This window comes from Natronobacillus azotifigens, assembly GCF_026805325.1.
GTDB lineage: Bacteria > Bacillota > Bacilli > Bacillales > Amphibacillaceae > Natronobacillus > Natronobacillus azotifigens.
The window spans coordinates 28,390-49,076 of record NZ_JAPRAT010000012.1 but is presented as its reverse complement, the minus strand read 5'-3'; the positions used below and the strand labels follow the sequence as shown (position 1 = coordinate 49,076).

Annotated in this window: 16 protein-coding genes; 2 read left to right on the top strand and 14 right to left on the bottom strand. The window is 35.2% G+C overall.

From position 1 onward, the window contains the following. Nucleotides 1-15: 15 nt before the first annotated feature. The 9 genes from OWO01_RS07700 to OWO01_RS16065 all read right to left on the bottom strand — a co-directional run bounded on the left by OWO01_RS07700 (nt 16) and on the right by OWO01_RS16065 (nt 12,816). The gene (locus tag OWO01_RS07700) at nt 16-1,200 is read right to left on the bottom strand and encodes a glycoside hydrolase family 130 protein (protein WP_268779863.1); all 1,185 of its coding nucleotides are present in this window, start codon (nt 1,198-1,200) and stop codon (nt 16-18) included. A gap of 77 nt (nt 1,201-1,277) precedes the next feature. Beyond that, nucleotides 1,278-2,684, bottom strand: a complete 1,407-nt coding sequence (locus OWO01_RS07695) for an MATE family efflux transporter (RefSeq protein WP_268779862.1) — start codon at nt 2,682-2,684, stop codon at nt 1,278-1,280. 217 nt (nt 2,685-2,901) lie between these two features. Then, nucleotides 2,902-5,403 (bottom strand): beta-mannosidase, encoded by a 2,502-nt coding sequence (locus OWO01_RS07690; protein ID WP_268779861.1) that lies wholly within the window; start codon nt 5,401-5,403, stop codon nt 2,902-2,904. A gap of 46 nt (nt 5,404-5,449) precedes the next feature. Then, a complete protein-coding gene (locus tag OWO01_RS07685) occupies nt 5,450-7,237 on the bottom strand; it encodes an ABC transporter ATP-binding protein (protein WP_268779860.1) in 1,788 nt (595 codons plus the stop codon). 158 nt (nt 7,238-7,395) lie between these two features. Then, nucleotides 7,396-8,325: a glycoside hydrolase family 113 gene (locus OWO01_RS07680; RefSeq protein ID WP_268779859.1), complete on the bottom strand. Its 930-nt coding sequence runs from the start codon at nt 8,323-8,325 to the stop codon at nt 7,396-7,398. A 93-nt stretch (nt 8,326-8,418) separates the two neighbouring features. After that, the gene (locus OWO01_RS07675) at nt 8,419-9,456 is read right to left on the bottom strand and encodes a LacI family DNA-binding transcriptional regulator (RefSeq protein ID WP_268779858.1); all 1,038 of its coding nucleotides are present in this window, start codon (nt 9,454-9,456) and stop codon (nt 8,419-8,421) included. 444 nt (nt 9,457-9,900) lie between these two features. Next, nucleotides 9,901-10,629 carry a LytR/AlgR family response regulator transcription factor gene (locus OWO01_RS07670; protein WP_268779857.1) on the bottom strand — a complete coding sequence of 243 codons (729 nt, stop codon included), beginning with the start codon at nt 10,627-10,629 and terminating at the stop codon, nt 9,901-9,903. A 288-nt stretch (nt 10,630-10,917) separates the two neighbouring features. Continuing rightward, nucleotides 10,918-11,049: a sporulation histidine kinase inhibitor Sda gene (locus OWO01_RS07665; RefSeq protein WP_268779856.1), complete on the bottom strand. Its 132-nt coding sequence runs from the start codon at nt 11,047-11,049 to the stop codon at nt 10,918-10,920. Between the two features lie 285 nt (nt 11,050-11,334). Beyond that, the gene (locus tag OWO01_RS16065; protein ID WP_268779855.1) at nt 11,335-12,816 is read right to left on the bottom strand and encodes a methyl-accepting chemotaxis protein; all 1,482 of its coding nucleotides are present in this window, start codon (nt 12,814-12,816) and stop codon (nt 11,335-11,337) included. Nucleotides 12,817-13,191: 375 nt separating this feature from the next. Between OWO01_RS16065 and OWO01_RS07655 the strand changes: the two genes are divergently transcribed. Both OWO01_RS07655 and OWO01_RS07650 read left to right on the top strand, forming a co-directional pair. Next, nucleotides 13,192-14,523 carry a DUF6273 domain-containing protein gene (locus OWO01_RS07655; protein WP_268779854.1) on the top strand — a complete coding sequence of 444 codons (1,332 nt, stop codon included), beginning with the start codon at nt 13,192-13,194 and terminating at the stop codon, nt 14,521-14,523. Nucleotides 14,524-14,736: 213 nt separating this feature from the next. Then, entirely contained in the window at nt 14,737-15,270 is a 534-nt protein-coding gene (locus OWO01_RS07650; protein ID WP_268779853.1) for a cupin domain-containing protein, read from the top strand. A gap of 554 nt (nt 15,271-15,824) precedes the next feature. Here the strand turns inward: OWO01_RS07650 and OWO01_RS07645 are convergent. The 5 genes from OWO01_RS07645 to nikB are packed head-to-tail and all read right to left on the bottom strand — an operon-like array spanning nt 15,825 to nt 20,596. Then, nucleotides 15,825-17,183: an MATE family efflux transporter gene (locus tag OWO01_RS07645; protein ID WP_268779889.1), complete on the bottom strand. Its 1,359-nt coding sequence runs from the start codon at nt 17,181-17,183 to the stop codon at nt 15,825-15,827. 32 nt (nt 17,184-17,215) lie between these two features. Further along, the gene (locus tag OWO01_RS07640; RefSeq protein WP_268779852.1) at nt 17,216-17,989 is read right to left on the bottom strand and encodes an ABC transporter ATP-binding protein; all 774 of its coding nucleotides are present in this window, start codon (nt 17,987-17,989) and stop codon (nt 17,216-17,218) included. Continuing rightward, nucleotides 17,986-18,807, bottom strand: a complete 822-nt coding sequence (locus OWO01_RS07635) for an ABC transporter ATP-binding protein (protein ID WP_268779851.1) — start codon at nt 18,805-18,807, stop codon at nt 17,986-17,988. The genes OWO01_RS07640 and OWO01_RS07635 overlap by 4 nt, the downstream gene beginning before the upstream one ends. Further along, complete coding sequence (gene nikC, locus OWO01_RS07630) at nt 18,804-19,646, bottom strand: nickel transporter permease (RefSeq protein WP_268779850.1); 843 nt, start codon at nt 19,644-19,646, stop codon at nt 18,804-18,806. Before nikC ends, OWO01_RS07635 begins: the two co-directional genes overlap by 4 nt. Further along, nucleotides 19,643-20,596, bottom strand: coding sequence for a nickel ABC transporter permease (gene nikB, locus OWO01_RS07625; RefSeq protein ID WP_268779849.1), 954 nt, complete (start codon nt 20,594-20,596; stop codon nt 19,643-19,645). The genes nikC and nikB overlap by 4 nt, the downstream gene beginning before the upstream one ends. Between the last annotated feature and the right edge of the window lie 91 nt (nt 20,597-20,687).

Sequence of the window (20,687 nt, the reverse complement as noted above, 5' to 3'; positions counted from 1 at the left end):
ATTCTAGTTAATCTATTATTTTGTTTCCTGCTGTATTAATACGTTATTTTTCTCTACCAAAGTTACTCTTTGTTTTGCACAATCCAATGATCGAAGTGGATCTTCAGGGGTATTGAACGTGTAATCCACTAGTTTTTCAATGGTTGTTGTCGCAACATGCGTACGCGTATCACTAGAAGCATAGTAAATATACACATTTTGTTTTTCATCTACTACTGCACCATTACAGAAAATAACATTCGATACATCTCCAACTCTTTCTCTATCATACGGAGCTATAAAATGCCCACCTGGTTTTGCGATCACTTTGGTTGGATCCTCTAAACTTGTCGCAAATGTGTACAATACATATCTAAGGCCAGCCGCAGTATTTCTCACACCATGAGCAATATGGATCCAACCTTTATCCGTTTTAATAGGAGCTGGACCTTGACCATTCTTCACCTCATAAACAGTATGGTACACCCTTTGATCCATAACTACTTCATCTTTAATTACTGGTTGCAATATATCATCACACAGGCCAAAAGCAATTCCTCCACCAGATCCTGTAGAAATAAATCCATCCTGTGGTCTTGTGTAAAATGCATATTTACCATTAACAAATTCAGGATGAAGAACTACGTTTCGTTGTTGAGGTGATGGTGTTTCAATGTTTGGCAAACGTTCCCAATCTTTTAAATCTTTTGTTCTAACAAGACCTGCTTGAGCTACTGCACTTGAAGTATCATGTTCAGGAGCGCTAGGATCTTTCCGCTCAGAACAATAAATGCCATAAATCCAACCATCCTCATGTTTTACTAGGCGCATATCATAAATATTTGTTTCTTCTTTGTCAATATCTTCCCAAGTTAAAGGCTTGTCTAAAAATTTAAAGCCGTCTACCCCACTATCACTCTCCGCAATAGCAAAAAAAGATTTACGATCTAACCCTTCAACTCTTACAGCTAAGTAATATTTGTTATCATGATAAAGGGCGCCAGCATTGAACGCTGCATTTATTCCCAATCGTTCCATAAAATGAGGATTGGTGTTTTTATTTAAATCAAAACGCCAATGCAATGGAATATGATGGCGAGTAACAACAGCTTGCTGATATCGATCATAAATACCATTGTAGAACTCGCTATTTTTTTCATTTTTCTTATTCAATAATTCCTCTTGCTTACTTTGTAATGTAAAGTACATTTCATGAATCAAAATTAACATCTCCTTTTTAACTAAACGTTAACTTAATTATAATGTATGAATTAACTTACTTCCACTTTTTTTATCAATTAACTGAATTTATTTTTCTTAGCTGCGCTTATAACTATCCCTTCACCTCTACTCTTTACTTCTGTAATATCTCTTAACCAAGTTTTTGATAATGTCCGCTTCAATCCGAACACCACCCTTACTATCTCGTGTGAATTAGCTAATAGAAACACCACATACAGTGGTAATTGAAAATATATTGCTATCGCTGCCACCGGAATCCCCACCAACCAAACTCCTAACAAATCTAAATACAATACAAACTTGGTGTCACCTCCCGCACGAAGTATCCCCATATTGTTAACCATGTTTAAAAACCTGGGGGTAATAATGAGTCCGTATATGAGTAATACGCTTCTCGCATTCTCTACCACTTGTGGTGTTACGTTATAAAGCTTAATAAAATGTGGTGCTACTAGCAGTATACCTACACCCGCCATAATAGAAAGCATAAATGTAATCACTAAAAATCGTTTCGAATGTGTATAGGCCAACTCATTTTTATTAGCACCTATACTGTTACCAACCATAATCGAAGATGCATCACTTATACCAATAAAAGAAGCCATGAAAACAAATATCAATGGATCGACTAGAGTTACAGCTGCAACAACATCTGTCCCGAGAAAGGCATATAGCCAGAAGAATGTCACTTCACCTAATGTCCATACAACATGATTAATTACTGACGGAATTGCTATATCAACATATCTACGAATTAGTGCAAAGTCAAAGATTTGTCTAAAACTATGTTTACGTAATACGGATAATACATTAAATCTCTTTACGAGTAAAATCAAAAGAATACATTGCATTAATCTCGCAAAAACTGTTGCAAATGCTGCTCCTTGAACCCCGAAAGCAGGCATACCTATACTTCCAAAAATAAATACATAATTTAAAAACGTATTTAAAACAATGACAAATACATTCACGTACATTGCTGATTTCACTTCACCCATAGACCTTAAAATAACCTGAAATAATATTGTTACTCCTGTAGTTATATAAGAAAAAGCTATAATCGTTAAGTAGCTAGCTCCTAAAAGTATAACCTCTTGATCGCTAGAGAAAAGGCTAATCACACCTTTGCTAAACAAAAGAATAATTGCCATAAAAAGTGTTGCAACTGCACTTATAATTACAAAAGTAATCACAGTTATCTTACCAATACCTAACCTATCTTTCTTCCCCCAATATTGAGCCGCAAAAATTGCTGCTCCCGTAGCAAATCCTTGCAAAATAATAAAAAACATGGAGTTAACTTTGTTGGCTAATCCTACAGCTGCTATACTATTAACTCCCAGCTGGCCGACCATTATAGAGTCGACCATGTTTAGAGAAGAGGTGATCAGCGTCTGTATAATAATCGGTATGGCAAAAGACAACATTCTTCGATAAAATTGCTTTTTTTCATTATTTATCATTAGTGCTAATCCCCCTTAGAATCTTAATTTTTGTATTGCTATCCTCTTCGCTAATTAAAATGGGAGTTAGTAGCACATACTTTCGTAGCATTTTCCCAATGTTCTCCATACGTGTTTCTCAAAACCCTTGGCAAGCACTACACGCAGCAGCCTGTAGATCAGGAAATACTCAACTTTTCTTAATTGTGTGTCGGATATTTCTTGAATGAAAATATTTCTATTCATTTTCAATGTAATCATACATAGTACGAATTTTCAGATCGTGAAGATCGAATTGTTGATCAAATTCAACAAGTTTAATTTCACCAGGCACAAGATCAAAATAATTATCAGATAATAAACATTCTTCCTCCGTTGATAGGTGCACTTGCTTAGCTATGAAATCAGTGCGCAAAGCAATAACATTATCTTCTATTTGATCAACTGTAATTGTGGGTTTCTTTAGTTCAATTTCTTTTAATGATAAGAAATAGTATTGTTTTTCATCTAATAAGCTAGATTCGCTTGATAATTGCACTGACAACAGGCTCTTTTCTAAAGGATGGTCTTTTAGAACGTTATCACGATCTAAAGAAATGATTACTTTGGATGAATTTGACTCAATTTTTGTTTCCATAACACCCTCATCCAAAATATCTCCATAGAAGGTTACTAATCGCCATTTAATTTGCCCTACGAAAGAATTCAGCTTATCAGAAACCACATAAACATCTACTTTGTTATCTTTTTCAATGATAGAAACAATCGTATCTTGATAGCTTCTTTTCACAAAGTATTGTGCAGCTTTCCATCTACCAAAATAATCCATGCTAGCCCATGACGCAACTGGCCAACAATCATTCATCTGCCAATAAAGCGTCCCCATACAATAAGGCTTGTGACGACGATGACTTTCGATAGCAATTTTCATTGCCTCCCCTTGTAGAACTTGACTCATGTAAAGGAAAGAAAGGAAATCTTTTGGCTTTTTATAATATTTTTGCATGTATTCATTTATAAGTTGATTACCTCTGTTATTTTTTTGATGGTTGAGCATAACTTCTGATTCCAGAAACATATCTTTGTCTTGAGCAACAGTACGCACTGTTTTCTCTTCCGGAAATGATTGAAATCCATATTCACTCATGAACCTTCCGACATATTTATTAAAATTCTCTAGTGGCTCCTCCATATGCCATACACCCCAGTAATGAATATCACCACTAGTAGCTTCATTAGAACTGTGTTGAGTTTCGTCACCGGTTAAACCACACATAGGTGAAGAAGGCCAATAATCAATTCCAGGAGAGAATTCTAACACTGCTTCAGGCAGGATTTCATGGAATATTTTTTCGTAATCACTCCAGATTTTATTTCTTACTTCTTGCGTGTAGTTATTTTTCCAACCCCATCCAGATTCTTCATTATAATGTGACCAAGCCATATCGATCTCGTTATTTCCACACCATAGAACGATTGAAGGATGATTTCTTAATCTTTTTATATTGTCAACCGCTTCATGTTCTACAGATTCCAGAAAATCATCATCACCAGGATACATACTACAAGCAAACATGAAATCTTGCCAAATAAGTATCCCGTATTCGTCACATAATTGGTAAAATTCATCATTTTCATATATGCCTCCACCCCATACTCGAAGCATATTCATATTTGTTTTCACGGCTGACTCAATTTCATGTCTATATTGTCCTATCGTTACCTTGTCATTAAAGCTATCATTTGGGATATGGTTCGCACCTTTTATAAATATCGGTTTTCCATTCAATTCAATATAAAAGCTCGTTCCCGCTTTATTCTTTTTTCTAACTAATTTAGCAGACCTTAAGCCTGTTCTGACATCTTTTTGAGACAACACTACGTCCTCTACGAATAAAGATGTTGAAAAATTATATAAAGTAGCATCACCTAAACCATTGCACCACCACAATTCAGGGTTTGCGATCGTCAAATCTAGTGTGATTTTGTTCATACCTTTTTTTAAAGCGATCGGTATTTTTTTATCTATCCCCTTTGTAGTTATCTGAATATGTGCATTTAAATTAGCATCGGAGTGAACTTCAGTTATAACGGTTAGATCCGCACTTTCTTCACTTACTTGATTTTGTTGAATAAATACATCTTCAATGTGAGCATTGCTCCAACCTCTTAACATTACTTTTCTCCAAATTCCACTTGTAACAAAGCGCGGTCCCCAATCCCAACCATAATGATAAGGGGCTTTCCTTGCAAAAACACTTACTTTTTTATCTCCTAGTTCGCCCATTTCAGAATCATCGTTCGCTGCAGGCAGGCTATATCCTAGCTCTTCTAGCTTTGGTAAGTCTTCATGAATTGGAGACTTAAACAAAATTCGCAGCGTGTTATTTGATTGTTTAATATAATTTTTCACATCTATCTTCCATGTTCTAAACATGTTATCTGCTGATAAAATAAGTTGGCCATTTAAATAGACATTAGCATAAGTGTCTAAACCAGAAAACTCTAGTTCTAGGTTGGAATGGTTATACATCCTCTCATCCAAATAAAAAGCCGTTTCGTACTCCCAGTCTCGTTTATCAATCCACTGAAGGTCCTTTTCATTGGTCCCGTAAAATGGGTCATCAATAATACAATGACTATGCAAATCTGAATGAATACAACCAGGCACTTTAGCAGTTAACCATGTTTCACTAGGAGATTTAAATTTCCAGTTTGTAAGTAGTATAGTATTTTCCATTTTAAACTTCCCCTCAAATCGCACAAATTGGTTTTGCAGTTATTTCTTATCCTTGCATTTGTTTCAGTTGATAGAATTCACCTTTCTTTTCAAGTAACTCTTCATATGTCCCGGTTTCAACACATTCTCCATTCTTCATAACTATTATTCGATCTGCATCACGAATTGTAGATAATCTGTGCGCAACGATAAACGTCGTTCGCCCTTTGATTAGCTCTCGTATCGCTTCTTGAATCCTAAATTCTGATTTATTGTCTAAAGCTGATGTAGCCTCATCCAATAATATCAGCTGCGGGTTACGAATAATTGCCCTCGCAATTGCAATCCGTTGGCGTTGCCCTCCTGACATTTTGTTACCATGCTCTCCAATATGAGTTTCTATTCCATCAGGCATCTCTTCAATAACATCACGTAAATTAGCCATCTCAATTACTTCTTGTATTTTTTCTTCTTTCACATTAGATAACCCATACATAATATTCTCTCTAATCGATCCTGAGAATAAAATTGTATTTTGAGGCACAACAGCAATTTTCTGCCGATATGATTGTAAGTCAAGATCATCGAGAGCTATTCCATCGATAAGAATACTTCCCTTCGTTGGTTTATAAAATCCTACTAACATACTTAATATAGTTGATTTCCCAGCCCCTGATTCTCCAACTAATGCGATACATTCTCCTCGGTTCACATCTATATTTACATCTCGTAGTACATGCTTGGCTGTATCATTGTAATGAAAAGACACGTTATTGAATTGGATGTTTCCATCAATATGCTCAATTTTTTTCGTTCCGTTATATTCATTGATATCATTAGATAATAATACTTCAGATACGGATATGATTGACTCATATCCTTTTGCTAATTGTGGGTATACATTAATAATATGATTTATGGACATCAAAATAGAGTTGAAGAAACCTTGATACATAGCGATATCACCAACCTGTATCTGTCCACGTAATGCTAAGATGGACGTGAACACAAGACAAAACATTTGGAACATCTGAAAGACAACCCAACCAGACGCGCCGAATAATGCTTCCGCTAGATCTAAACGATACCCCTTTCCTTTTAGATTCTGGAGAGTATGATCGGTTTTCTCTATTTCCAAGTCCTCTAAACCGTGAGCTCTAGTTACCGGAATCATGGTTAATGTTTCAGTAACTTGACCTGACATCGTTTCAATTTGTTTACGAAAAATTCGGTTCCTCGACAGCAAACTTTTTTTAAAGAAATAGACTAACCCTATCCCAATTGGTATGACCAAAATAAAAAACAACGCAACAATTCCATTTTGATAAGCAGTAACACCAATTGCTACAACAACATTTGTTATTGCTGCAGAAAATGTAAACATAATCTGCTTGGATAACACCTCTATATTCTCGACATCTCTCAGAACTTTCGCTTGTAATCTACCAGCCCTCAACTCACCGTGATAAGAGATTGATAAGTGTTGAAGTTTCCTCATTAGAGTACTTCGTAATCCAGACTCCACTTGACGGGACGCTTTACTCAAAAAACTGATGTGGAAATATTGAGCAGGGATATTCTGCGCAATAATAATACTAATAACGAGTAAATTAATCCATATCCCGCTAAGGTCTCTTTCCGCTGGATTACTTGCGATATTAATCATATTGGCAGTAATAATAGGAATGATCCATACAGGCGAATGCTTAATTAGAAAAAAGAAAAAAGAAAAAAATAAGTTTAGTCTCTGTCCTTTATAAACCGCAGCTAAAAAAAGGAAAGGTTTTTTTAATTTGTCGGAGTTTTCATTAAACAACGTTTCATAATCGATTTGCTCTTCTTTCTTTCTCCCCACCTCCACTCTCCCCCTTTGTGTTGTAAATTGAAAGGAAGGAATAGCCTTCTCCCACCTTTCGCTTTTTTCGCATCTAAAATTAATAAAAACATTCTACAAACTCTTAACAAGCAGCATTTCTTATTTTTCTAGTAAATATGGTAATGAAAAAAATGAAATTATTTTTTCGAATAATAGTATTTAATTGTTTCTTCTGCTTTTTTTCCGTATACACAGTAATCAGTATTTTTTGATGCTGTATCTCTGTTGTATAGTTTTGCAGGCCAATCCCATAATGCATAGCCTGAAAACCAAGGTACTGAATCAAGTTTTTCAAACATTTCCTTGTAATAATCATTTTGTTCTTCCTCATTGACATCTCCAACGTGATTCCAGTCATTAGGAGCATTTGAAGAACCAGTTCTACTTGGACAACCTGCTTCCATAAAGAAAAATGGTTTGTTTTGTTCTTTAACAACTTTCTCAATTCGTTTAATTTGTTTATCCCATGTTCCGACAGGATAATAACCACTAGAAGATATCATATCTACTGCATCCCACCATGTTAAACGGTCTTCTTGATACTTATCACAGTTATAAGTGATTGTTCCAGAATACACTTCTCTTACTTTCTTAATTAATCGACGCCACTCGAAATCCCTTTTATCAGCCTGGACCATTTCACAACCAATACAGAACATTTCGCATTTTGTTTCCTCCGCCATTCTTGCATAATAAAGAATATATTCTTCATAACTATTAAACCATTCTGTCCATGACGGCTCCCCCGGTACATCTTGATCAAAAAAGTTGATATGAGCTCTCCATGTCCCGTTCGTGCAATTTACAACTGGTTTTAAACAAATCTTCAAACCTAAGCTTTTCGCTTTGTCTATAGCCCAATATATTTCCTCAGTTGTTACGACAGGGGAATCCTTATAATTAATTTCCGTACTGTGTGCTGTTTTTTGTTGCGCTTGAAATGCAACAGCAGTCCAATTCACACCCAGTCTGTCTACCATTTCTTCCATCGAATGTTCGGCTTCCGTTGTTTTCCATTGCCCTCTAGTACCTATCCAACCCCATGTCATCCCTTTAACGAATTCCATTCTTACACCTCTTTTGTTATTTTTGTTATTATATTTGTTATTAATTATACGTTTTATAATAACACTTTAAGAGGTGAATTAAAAGTTTTTTTTCTACTCTTTTACTTTTGGTGAAGATACAGATTCTCTTATCATTAAATCACCATCTACTAATATTTTTTCCGGCGGGAATTGTTCATGGTTAATTCTCCATAGAAGTTTCGAAACCGCTCGTCTTCCAATAGACTCTTTCATTACTTGAACTGTCGAGATTGGCGGGGTTGTATACATTCCGACCTCAAGATTATCAAACCCCGTTACTGAACAGTCCTCCGGTATACAAAGGCCTTGTTTTGTCAAAACCTTCATTGTATTTACAGCGATATCATCATTGGCACAAACAAATGCAGTGGGAAAAGATAAATGTTTCTTCTCGTTTTGCGCTATCCAATCATTAAATTTGTTTTCAAAATTATGATAAGCAAGGGATATTTGCGCCTGAGAGTGTTCCGTATTAACCCCAGCTTGTTCACAAGCAATTCGAAAACCTAACCAGCGATCATAGAAACTGAGCGAAAAATTAATATCACCTACAAAAGCTATTTGAGTATGTCCTAACGCGATTAAGTGTTTAGTCATTCTATTAACTCCACCGAAGTTATCCTTAAATATGGTATCAGATTTTATTAGTGCATCTTCGTTATCTATCATCACTATTGGTACAGCAAGTCGTTGTAAATCTAGCAGGTAATCAGTAGATATTTGCCCAACGCAAATAATACCGATTAGTTTTTTAATATTTATATGTTCTTTTATCTCTTGGTTTTCCGTCATAATTATTGTATTTAAATTTTTTTCATAGATACCCGACGTAACACCGTCAATCACCCTTCCCCAGTACGGTGAATTTTCAAAATACTCATTTTGATTAGGGACTACAACTAAAATTAAACCACCATTCTTATCTCTTTTCCCATCACTCGTTGCCAGAATATCTCCCTTAAAATACCCTAGTTCCTTTGCAATATTTAGTACTTTTTTTCTCGTAGTTTCACTTACTCCCGGCTTCCCATTTAATGTTTTTGACACTACATACTTAGATACTCCAGCAATTTCACTTATCTTTTGCATCGTTATTTTTTTTCTCGCCATATTTCCACCTCATATTTTTTATCGTTGTTATTTTTGTTATTTTTGTTATTTTTGTTATTTAATTTTAGCACATTAATTAGTAGGTCGCTATATCATTATCTCAACTTATTATTGGAATTTGAAAATGTCGCCAGTTCAAAAGAAATAGTGTTCACTAAAAATACTGATATATCCCTTTCTTTCTAGTCATATAACCCTTTCCTTTAACATCTCTAATATTTTTAATAAATAATAGTTATGTCTAAAGAATGTATATTCATACTTCCTTATGATTACTTATCTATTCAAATACCCTTCAGGAGAACTAATTTAACAATAATTACAAATCAAACGACCAATCACATTACTGTTCAACAAATTTTTATTCTATCACTTTTAGTCAACACTATAACTCCCTATTTTATGTCGCAAATTAGACAAAAAAAAAGAACCCTTAATCCACTCCTAGGGCTCTTTGCTTGAATAAGAAATTTCTTTGTACAAATCTTTTATGCGACGTTTGGAAACATGTACATGATGTGGATAGTTTTTTAGGTGGGCAAGATATGTCTCCCCTTCTAAACTAATATGAGAAATACTATATACATTAACAATAAAAGAACGATGAGTACGATAAAAATCACTGTTTAATCGTTTAGAAATACTATCTAAAGATTCATTTGTTTCATAGATTTCTTCTAACGTGTGAATCACTGTCTTTCTATTCGCTCTTTCGATACATATAATAGAATGAAAATGAATGAAATAACTATTTCTATTCATTTGGATTGTCAGTATCTTTTTTGCTTGTTGTATAGGGTCTAATATCATTCGTCTTGCCTTTTCTAAAGCACTATATAAGCGTTCTTTTTTAATTGGTTTGATTAGATAATCGACTGCATTCAACTCAAATACATCCACTGCATATTCCTGATATGCCGTTAAAAAAATAAACTTTACATTAGGATTCACCTCCAAACAAGATGAAACCGCTTTAACGACATTTAATTTCGGTATATTAATATCTGCAAGTATTAAGTCTGGTTTCCGATTAATAGTTACTTCGAGCAGACTCGCTCCATTATCAACAACATCGATTAATTCTAAAAATTCAATAGGTAAAATAAAGGTTGACATTATTTCTTGGGCATCTAAATTATCATCTGCAATAACTAATTTAATTTTTGAATCCAATCACAATGCCTCCCCAAAACTAAACAATAGCACGTACTTTCCTTGCTAAGTCAAGTATTTTCAGATAAAGTGAAACTTCATTTAACAACGATAATATAGTTGGTTCAACATGAACTCGGACCACTCTGTGAAGAACGAAGAATTAACCATCCTAAACCGCTTTATTTTCCCCTTATTTGAGCTCAAGTCTTCCCATGTCACTTTACAACTATATTGTATCATTATTTAGCGATTTTTTAGTAAATATGGCCAAATTGGAAATAATTTTTTAAGAAGGTTACGAGGCAATTAATGTACTTTCTTTATTGCCTCTCTATTCTTGATCTCCTGCTTGATTAACTGAATAAAGTTTCTATCTAAACTAAGTTCTACTGCCTTTTCATAAACTTCAAATAATAGTTGATCACTTAACATATGCATCTATTTAAACCCCTTCACAAAAAATGTTCGTAACAATTATATTCTCTTCATCTATGTTTTCAAACATCCGTTAACTTATCCCTGTTACATATAACCGAATAATTGGATAATTCAAACAATATAATCGTTAATTCAACATAAGAAAACGACTTTCTAATATTTTTTTGTGGTCTAGTAAAAAAACTAGACCACAAGCAAAAAGAAGAGGGACAATCCTCGTCTTTAACAAATTTTTTCAAAAAAATAGAGTGAAATATTTTTAGGCTTCATTCTTCATTTTTACTATTATGCCGTAGTTACAGCAGCATTTAGCTCTTTGGTTAAACGATCCATATCTTTAACTTTTTCATTTAAGCCCGTAATTTTCGCATTTTGTTCTTCTACACTAGCTAGCACTTCCTCAGCAGAGGCGTTTAACTCTTCTGAAACACTAGAAACAGAGTTTACTTCGTCTACAACGGTTGCAGATGAACTACTCAACAGCTCCACTTTTTGATTGATTTCCGTCGAAATTTCTTGCAACTCCATAACAAACTGTTCAATACTATTGAATGCTGAACCTGTTTCATTCGTTAAATCCTTACTCGTTTTGAATGTGTTTTCACTTTGTGTCACTCTCGTTGTCGCAGAATTTGCTTTATCCTGAATTAACGTTAAAATATTTCCTATCTCGTTTGTTGACTGAATGGAGTGTTCGGCAAGTTTACGCACTTCCTGAGCTACTACTGCAAACCCTTTACCGCTTTCGCCCGCACGGGAAGCCTCAATCGCTGCATTCAATGCTAATAGATTTGTTTGGTCTGCAATATCTGAAATAGTCTGTAGAATATCACCAACTTTAGCAGTGGAACTATTTAATTCTTTCATTTCTTCTACGGTAGTTTGTAAAGTGTGATCTAGCTCAGAAATTGTTTTGTTTAGTTGCTCTACTTTAACAGAACCAGACTTCACCATTTCACTTGTGTTTAATGCTCGATCCTTCATTGTGTTCGCACTTGAAGAAATATTATCCACTTCTTCATTGATGGAGTATATCGATTCACTCATCTCCATTGCACTATTTGATTGGCTTTCAACCCCACTAGAAATCTCTTTAAAGGTAAGTGCTAATTCATTGGCATAGGCATTTGTAGAGCTCGAATGGTTTGTTAACTCAACATTAATTTCTTCTAATTTGTTTACAGTAGATCGCACATGATCGACGATTTCTCCCATGTTTTCCTTTGCTTTCATTGCCTCACTAGCTATTACCTCGGTATCATTTTGAATACTTTTCCCAATAATACTTTGGTAGATTAAAAAGGTCGTCATTAATATAAACAATAGATTCAATGAAGCTAAATAAACCGAATCATACCCCACTATTGTTTCCTCACCATAATTGATCGCAAAGTAATTCGTAATAATCACTCCAAAGAAACCAGATACAATCACATAACGATAATTATGATAAAGTGAGATAATAATAACACTATAATACACAAGTAAATAGGTAGTAATAGCCGGTCTGTTTAGTAGCATAAAGACTGTCATCATAGCTAAACTGACAATAAGAAAATAAGGGATCCAATTGATTTTTTTATGGAATTTGTGCATTAATGTTGCTATGATAATGGTGGTTACACCGAATAGAATACCAATAAGATTAGTGAGAAAGGGGATCCCTCCTGCATGCAAAATAATGCCTGCCAAAGCTACCGATAAGACATATAATTTAATTAATAAACTGTTTCTTGCTTCGAATGAGTAATTTTTTTTCTTTTTCACAATAAACCTCCAGATAATGTAATGTTTTCACTTTTTTCTATCATATGTTATTTTTTCATTCAATTCTTTCTTTTTTTGAAAAATAGATATAAAGATCTATTTGGTTCGTGACTTTTCGCTCTATACATTTTATCCCTCGCAACCGCCCGTAAAACTCCCACTTCAAAATAATGAGAATATCAAGTTTGAAGTTTCACTTTATTGAATTGAATAACCCCATTGAGTTGTCTATATCCTATCAATTTTTCATGCTAACTTATTATCTCCTATCAGCCGATATAACGGATAGCGAGTACGTCTTTATGAGTATTTTTCCATTAAACATGCTTTGGGTTTAAAACAAAAAGGAACGAAACTTCAGAAAGAGGAGAAAGAATGAAAAAAAAAATATTGCTATGCATCTTGTGCTCCACCATAATATTCAGTTTTAATGCTAGCTCGTATGCGTATGCGGCACCCAAGATAGGTGATGTCATACAGTTGGGGCAATACAACGATAAAGCAATAAAGTGGATTGTTATTCATATAGACCGTGATGGTGATCCCTTATTGTTATCGGACAGAATTCTCACATATAAAGCTTTTGATGTTACAGGGAATTATCATCAAAGCGAACTGAGACAGAAATATGGAAGTAACTATTGGCAAGATTCAAATATTCGTCAATGGTTAAACAGTGATAAAAGACAGATTGACTGGATACAAAATCCTCCTACTGAAGATAATTTGCGCTTTTCTTTTTTTCTAGATTATGCCTATGAAAAGGAACCGGGCTTTTTATCTGATCCAAACTTTACGAAAGCAGAAAGAAATGCAATCAAGTCCTCTACACATAAGGTGTTATTATCTCAAGCAGATCTTGATAAACGAGATGGCGGGGAAGAAGGACATCAATTTCACGAGGATATTGATCAAGTCATGCAAAATTACGATACGTCTTATTATCAACTAGTTACAGATCGAGTATTTCTGCTTTCTGTTCAAGAATTACACGATTACATCTATAAAAATGGTTGGCCACATACTGCAAGACCTGTAGATGGTCTATTATTACCCGGTTCAGGAACAGGTGGTTGGTGGCCTTATTGGCTACGCGATTCAGTTTTTTACTCTGAATCTCAGCCTCGCTTCGTACTGCATTTAGGAAGTATTAACGGAAATGCTGATAGTGGATGGAATAATCATTATCTTCTTTCTAATACAAACGGCATTCGTCCTGCTTTTTATTTGAATTGGTCATCGGTTCAGTCAAAAACAGGAGTGGGAATTGGGAGTGATCCTTTCGTATTTGAGTTAAAATCCCCTCCTCAACTTAACATAGACATTCAACATCAAGAGCCTATCACTCTTGTGGTTGGGGAGAACGAAACGTTAAACATAGACACACCGATAGAAGAAATTCATTTTTATTTTCAATCAAGTGATAAGGAAGTAGCTGAAATTTCTCCAGACGGTACAATTACTGCTATCGGACCTGGGGTTGCAACTCTATACATAGAGGCAACACACGATTCTTATGAAGATTATTTTGTCTCGATAGAGGTAATGGTTGAGGGAGAAATTTCGATCGAAGAAGAAATTCTCCGTAATGATAGTCGGAATAACAGGGGAAATCTTCAGGATAAAAAAATTGTGCTTATCTCCGTTAGCATTTGCATAGTGGTGGTCTCCTTCCTTTTTATAAAAAAATTCAGACGTAAAAAATGAGAGATCAAATGAAGTGGGAGTAACGGACGCTTGCACCCTGAAGGTTTCAAGGGCCTTTAGGTCATCCTTTGGGACTAACAATCAGTGGGGAAAACCTAAAAGCCCCAATGATCGAAGTTTTACTATATAGGCACAATACATAGCGAAAAAGAATAGAATGATATGTAAAAATTCAAACTGTTTATTAAAATAGCTATGAAAGGAAGAAATCAGATGTATCCTACACATCAACCATATCAGTCTTTTTATCCGATGAGTCATCACCACCATTTTTATAACAACTTACATCCTCACCATAAAGGGGGAGCATATTGGAACAATCATTTACAACATTTCCCTTGGAGAGATTACGGACCTTCACCATTTGTAGTAAATATAAAGGAAACTACGAAAAAAAACACGAATTTTCGAACCGCTCTCTGGACAGGAAAGTATATGCAACTTACACTAATGCATATAAATGCTGGCGATGATATTGGTTTAGAGGTTCACCATGATCACGACCAATTTATTCGAGTGGAACAAGGGCAGGGAATTGTAAAAATGGGGGATAGAAAAAATCAACTAAACTTCCAAGAAGAAGTTTATCCGAATTACGCTATATTTATTCCTGCTGGTAAATGGCATAACATTATCAATACTGGCCGTACACCGCTTAAAGTCTATTCGATCTACGCACCACCAGAACATCGTCACGGAACAGTACATCGAACAAAAAGAGAAGCTAGTCCACACTACGCTTATTAATGGAAAGAAGTATTTTTATTAGGGGACAGTCCAAAGATCCTCCGTTACTCATACAAGGATTGGAACATCAGAGTAGACAATAAATTATGAGTTGAACGCTATTAATGTTGTTATCTCGTGGAACATTTTTATCATATCCTTATCAAACAGAAAAGCAAAGTGCTGATTAGGAGCACTTTGCTTTTTTTACTGGATAAAGTGAAACTTCAATCAGTGGGGGGTTTTTAGGTATTCCCCCACTGATTGTTAGCCCTAAAGGATGACCTAAAGGCCTTTGAACCATTTGGGGTGCTAGCGTCCGTTACTCCCACTTAAACAACTTGATATTCTCATTATTTTGAAGTGGGAGTCTTACGGACGGTTGCTCCGGGATAAAGTGAAACTTAAATCCATCCGGTTATCGATTTTCCTAACACTCTAAAAGAAGGTCTAAAGTAGCTTGAACCATTGAGAGACTAACCACTTGTACGCCTTAGATTTTCTGTTGTTTTGAAACTTACGGACGGTTGCTCCGGGAAAAGATATGTTCCATTGGATAATTATTATGATGATTATTAATTCACGAGAGTACTAGTTTTCTGTGGAAAAGTATTCGTTAATTTCTTAATAGATAAAGACAAAAAGAAAGATCTCGATAAACTAAATAAAACAAAAGCAAGCCATACACCATGATAACTATAACTTGGAATAAAGATGGCCATCGTAATAAAAAATACAAGTAAAGCAAGTAAAATAGAATTTCTTATCGCAGTAGCTTCTGTTGCTCCAGAAAAAATCCCCTCCAACTGTAAGCCCCAAAAGCCCGTAAACGGAAAAATAATCATCCAGATTAATAATTGACTAGCAATTGCTTGTACTTCTTCTATCGTTGTGAAAAAGCCAAGTATATGATTACCGAATAAGAAAATAGTAAGGGACATAAGAAAAGCGGAAAATAATCCCCATTTAGCTGAATAAGTAAGAGCTAGTTTATAAGTGTCGATATGTTTTTTACCAATTGCTCTCCCAACTAAAATACTTGATGCATTGGCAAAACCACCAAAAAAGTAAGCCATAATATATTGAATTTGCAGCATAATCGCATTTGCAGCTAAAATGCTTTCCCCCATACTTGCACTAATCGAAGTGAAAGTAAATGTCATTATAAGCAAACAGATCGTTCGCAAAAATAAATCCCGATTCACTTGAAACATATGAACCAATGAACGTCGATTCAGTAACAAATGAAACGATATTGCTTTTATCCTTGCGCGGTGATGAAAAAACACAAAAATGATAGCAGTCAAAATCACACTAATTTCTGAAAGGACAGTTGCATAAGCAATCCCAGCAACGCCCATGTTAAAAACAAGCACAAAAAGAATATCTAACACAATATTAAGTAGATTCATAGCAATTTGAGTAGTTAAAGATAATCCTACTTTCCCGAGTCCGATTAACCATCCGATAATGGTATAGCTTAATAAAATAAACGGAGCACCCCAGATCCGAATAGAAAAGTATGTTTCTGCAGATGATAAAACTGCGTCACTTCCTCCCATCAAAGTAAGGGAAATGTTCAATATTGGTTTTTGAAAAAGAATAAATAAAAGTCCACATAGAATGGAGATAATCATTGGACGTAATAATGATAAAACAATTTCTTTTTCGTTATTCGCTCCTTCAGCTTGTGCAGTAAATCCACTTGTGCTTACACGAAGAAATCCTAACAACCAATACATGGTGTTAAAGATAACCGTGCCAATTGCAACCCCTCCAATGTAAGACGGGTCTGTCATTCTTCCAACAACAGCAGTATCAACCGCCCCTAAAATCGGAGTAGACACACCAGATATAATTAAAGGAACTGCTAGTTTAAGATACATAGAATTATTCGTTATTTTGCTATTTTTATTAGGAAGAGTGGTGTTCATGTGCTTCAATTATACTCCTTCAACTAGGTAATTTATGATAATGACGCCACCTTGATCAATTGCTTTGTATAAAGATGACGATTTTTCTTATATAAATCTTTCATATGGAAATGATCAACAATGATGCCTTGCTTTAGAACAACAATTTTTTCACAAAGAAAAGTAACGGCTCGAATATCATGAGAAATAAATAGAATCGTCATGTTGGTTTCTTCTTGTAATTTCTTTAGTAATTCTAAAATCTGAAATTGTACAGTTACATCCAAACTTGCGGTTGGTTCGTCACATATTAACAAACTAGGTTCAAGACTGATTGCTCTAGCGATACTCACACGTTGTTTTTGTCCACCACTTAATTGATAAGGATATCGATCAACGAATTCTCGCTCTAACCCCACCATTTCTAATAAGTGACTCGCGACAGCTTTTCTAGACAAACCGTCCTCTTTTATAAAAGAAGGTTTTACTTCCTTAAAGTTATCTAATGGTTCTAATATAATTTTCCAAATTGGTAACTTAGGATTTAATGCACTCGTAGCATCTTGAAAGACCATTTGAACATCTCGTCGATAATCACGATAATCCTTCTTTTTCTTTGGTGGTATTTGTAATCCTTTAAATAGAATTTGACCTTGATCGAAGGATTCTAATCCTAAAAGAATACGAGCAAGAGTACTTTTCCCACTACCACTTTCCCCTACAATTCCAATGCATCCTCCTTGATCTATTCCAAGAGAAAATTCATCTAGTGCTACTGTCTCCTTAGCATAACTTTTCGTTAATTTTTCTATTGTTAGAGTCTTCATTTCACCATCACCTGACTAGCTGTAGTAATCAAATCTTCACCCGGTAATGCAAGCAAACAGGAGCATAATTTTTTTGTATAAGGATGTTTGTGATGACAACGCACTTCCTCAGACAGACCTTCTTCAACAATTCTGCCTTGCTGCATCACATATATTCGATTCGTGTGTTTATAGGCTTGAGCAAGGTCATGAGTGATAATTAGAACTGCACAACCTGTTTCTTTTTGAACTTTAGCAAGATAATTTAATACTTTTTCTCCTGTAATGACATCTAAAGCCGTAGTCATCTCATCACAAATAATTAACTCGGGCTTTAAAGCTAAAGTCATCGCAACGGCCGCTCTTTGAATTTGCCCACCGCTTAATTGAAAAGGAAAACGATGATAGATCGTTTTATCCTCCAAACCCACCTCATTTAGCACCTCTCTAGCTAATTGCTCGGATTGTTTTTTTGTGAGCTTTATATGAGTACGAATGGTTTCTGTCATTTGTTTACCAATACGGATAAAAGGAGTGAAACTTCCACGATAATCTTGAAATATATAACCAATTTTGATCCCTAATTGTTTATACCGTTCTTTGTCACTTAGTTCCAATAAGTTATTACCACCATAAGAAATACGACCACTTACACGCATTTCTTTAGGTAGAAGTCCTGTAACCGCTCGGGAAGTGAGGCTCTTTCCACTTCCACTTTCTCCAATTAGACCAACCATTTCCCCCATCTTTATGGTTAGGTTCACGTCTTCAAGTAGTGGCTGATGACTTCCATTCAATGTAACAAACAGATGCTCGATTGAAATAAGCTGGTCTTTCATTTCCTCAGCCCCCTTTTTCTAATATCAAAACGATTCTTTAATCCATCTCCAAGTAAATGAAAAATCAACACAGTTAGCATAATCGCTAAGCCTGGATACATCATTAATGCTGGTACAACTTGAAAATATCCTCGTCCATCATTTAACATTGCTCCCCATTCTGGAATATGCGGTTGCGCACCGAGTCCAATATAAGATAATGATGAAATTAGCAGAATAACTTTTCCGACATCTACAGCACCAATCGCAATAATTGTTGGTATGAGATGTGGTAAAATATGCATCCTTATGGTTCGCCACTTACTTGAATAACTGATTTTTGATGCGAGGATATATTCTTGTTGCTTTAGTTCCAGTACCTGACTGCGAACAAGACGTGCATAAACAATCCACCGAACAAGAACAATGGCAATGACAATGTTTGTCAAGCTTGGCCCTAATAAACCAGCTATCGCTATTGCTAAAATAAAATCAGGAAATGTGAGAATGGCATCAATGATACGCATAAATACAGCATCGATTTTGCCACCACTAAAACCAGAAATAAGACCGATTGGTACACCGACAATGACAGATAAGATAATAGTAATTACCCCTAATCCGATCGTAAGCTTAGCACCGTAAACAATCCGAGAAAAAATGTCTCTTCCTAGCTGATCTGTGCCTAACCAATGCTGGTGTGACATGCTCTCTAAACGATTGTTCATGTCTATTTGAAATGGATCATATGGCATGATCCATTCACCAAAAAAGATAAGGATCAACAGAAAGGACACAAGAGTAATTCCTAATTTTGTTGTTATCGGAAGATTAAATAGCGTTGCATTTCCTTTTTTCATTGCGCACGTCTCGCTTCCTGCATAATTTGAGGATTAATTAACATCGTAATTAGATCAACCAATAGATTAATGAAGACTACTAAAGATCCAACGACAATGATATAACCTTGAATCAGTGGATAGTCTCTTTGTGTAACGGCATTTACAATTAATTCTCCCATACCTGGCCACGAAAAAAGCATTTCAATAACTGTAATTCCGCCTAGTAAGCTTCCAATACTTAAACCGAACATCGTTACTAACGGAATCAAACTTCCACGTATAGCATGAAACAACAAGATTCTCCATCGAGGAATTCCACGAGCGATAGCAGACTCTATATAGGAACTCTGTAAAATATCAATCAATTGTTCACGCAATAATTTTATATAAACAGGAGCCATTGCCATTCCCAATGTGACGGACGGTAAAATGTAATGCGCTAACGTTCCTCTTCCCATTACTGGTAACAAATTAAGTTGTAAGGAAAAAAAGAAAATCAGCAGCAATCCTAACCAGAAGCTAGGGATAGAAGCTCCGATGATTGCCACCCCTCTACACAAATAATCTGGCCATTTATTTTCATAAATAGCTGCTAAGACACTAAAAGGAACCGCAATGACTAAAAGAGCAACTAATCCTCCTATCGTTAAAGCAACTGAAGCAGGTAAACGATTGATGATCAGCTGAAGCACTGGTTGCTTAGCGATAATGGATTCCCCCAAGTCTAATTGCACAACATTGCTTAACCATTCCCCATATTGAATCAAAATAGGACGATCAAATCCGTACTGTTGTTTGATTAGTTCTTCTTGAGCAGTTGTCGTTGAAACATCTTCTACATTTAAAATAGTTCTGACTGGATCCCCCGGTGTCAACTTCATTAACACAAAAGTAATGAAGGATAATAGTAAAAACATAATAAGTAATTGAGTAATACGTTTCCCGATCATCGAAAAAACAAGTCGCATAACACACCTCCATACCTTTCAATTAAGTAAAACATAAATCAGTGAGTATCAAACATCACTCACTGATTCATAGGGGGTAAAAAAACGATTG

Coding starts and splice junctions, on each gene's coding strand:
- OWO01_RS07695 (WP_268779862.1), bottom strand. CDS start 2,684: ATGATAAATAATGAAAAAAAGCAATTTTATCGAAGAATGTTGTCTTTT.
- OWO01_RS07690 (WP_268779861.1), bottom strand. CDS start 5,403: ATGGAAAATACTATACTACTTACAAACTGGAAATTTAAATCTCCTAGT.
- OWO01_RS07680 (WP_268779859.1), bottom strand. CDS start 8,325: ATGGAATTCGTTAAAGGGATGACATGGGGTTGGATAGGTACTAGAGGG.
- OWO01_RS07675 (WP_268779858.1), bottom strand. CDS start 9,456: ATGGCGAGAAAAAAAATAACGATGCAAAAGATAAGTGAAATTGCTGGA.
- OWO01_RS07665 (WP_268779856.1), bottom strand. CDS start 11,049: ATGCATATGTTAAGTGATCAACTATTATTTGAAGTTTATGAAAAGGCA.
- OWO01_RS07655 (WP_268779854.1), top strand. CDS start 13,192: ATGAAAAAAAAAATATTGCTATGCATCTTGTGCTCCACCATAATATTC.
- OWO01_RS07650 (WP_268779853.1), top strand. CDS start 14,737: ATGTATCCTACACATCAACCATATCAGTCTTTTTATCCGATGAGTCAT.
- OWO01_RS07645 (WP_268779889.1), bottom strand. CDS start 17,183: ATGAACACCACTCTTCCTAATAAAAATAGCAAAATAACGAATAATTCT.
- OWO01_RS07640 (WP_268779852.1), bottom strand. CDS start 17,989: ATGAAGACTCTAACAATAGAAAAATTAACGAAAAGTTATGCTAAGGAG.
- OWO01_RS07635 (WP_268779851.1), bottom strand. CDS start 18,807: ATGAAAGACCAGCTTATTTCAATCGAGCATCTGTTTGTTACATTGAAT.
- nikC (WP_268779850.1), bottom strand. CDS start 19,646: ATGAAAAAAGGAAATGCAACGCTATTTAATCTTCCGATAACAACAAAA.
- nikB (WP_268779849.1), bottom strand. CDS start 20,596: ATGCGACTTGTTTTTTCGATGATCGGGAAACGTATTACTCAATTACTT.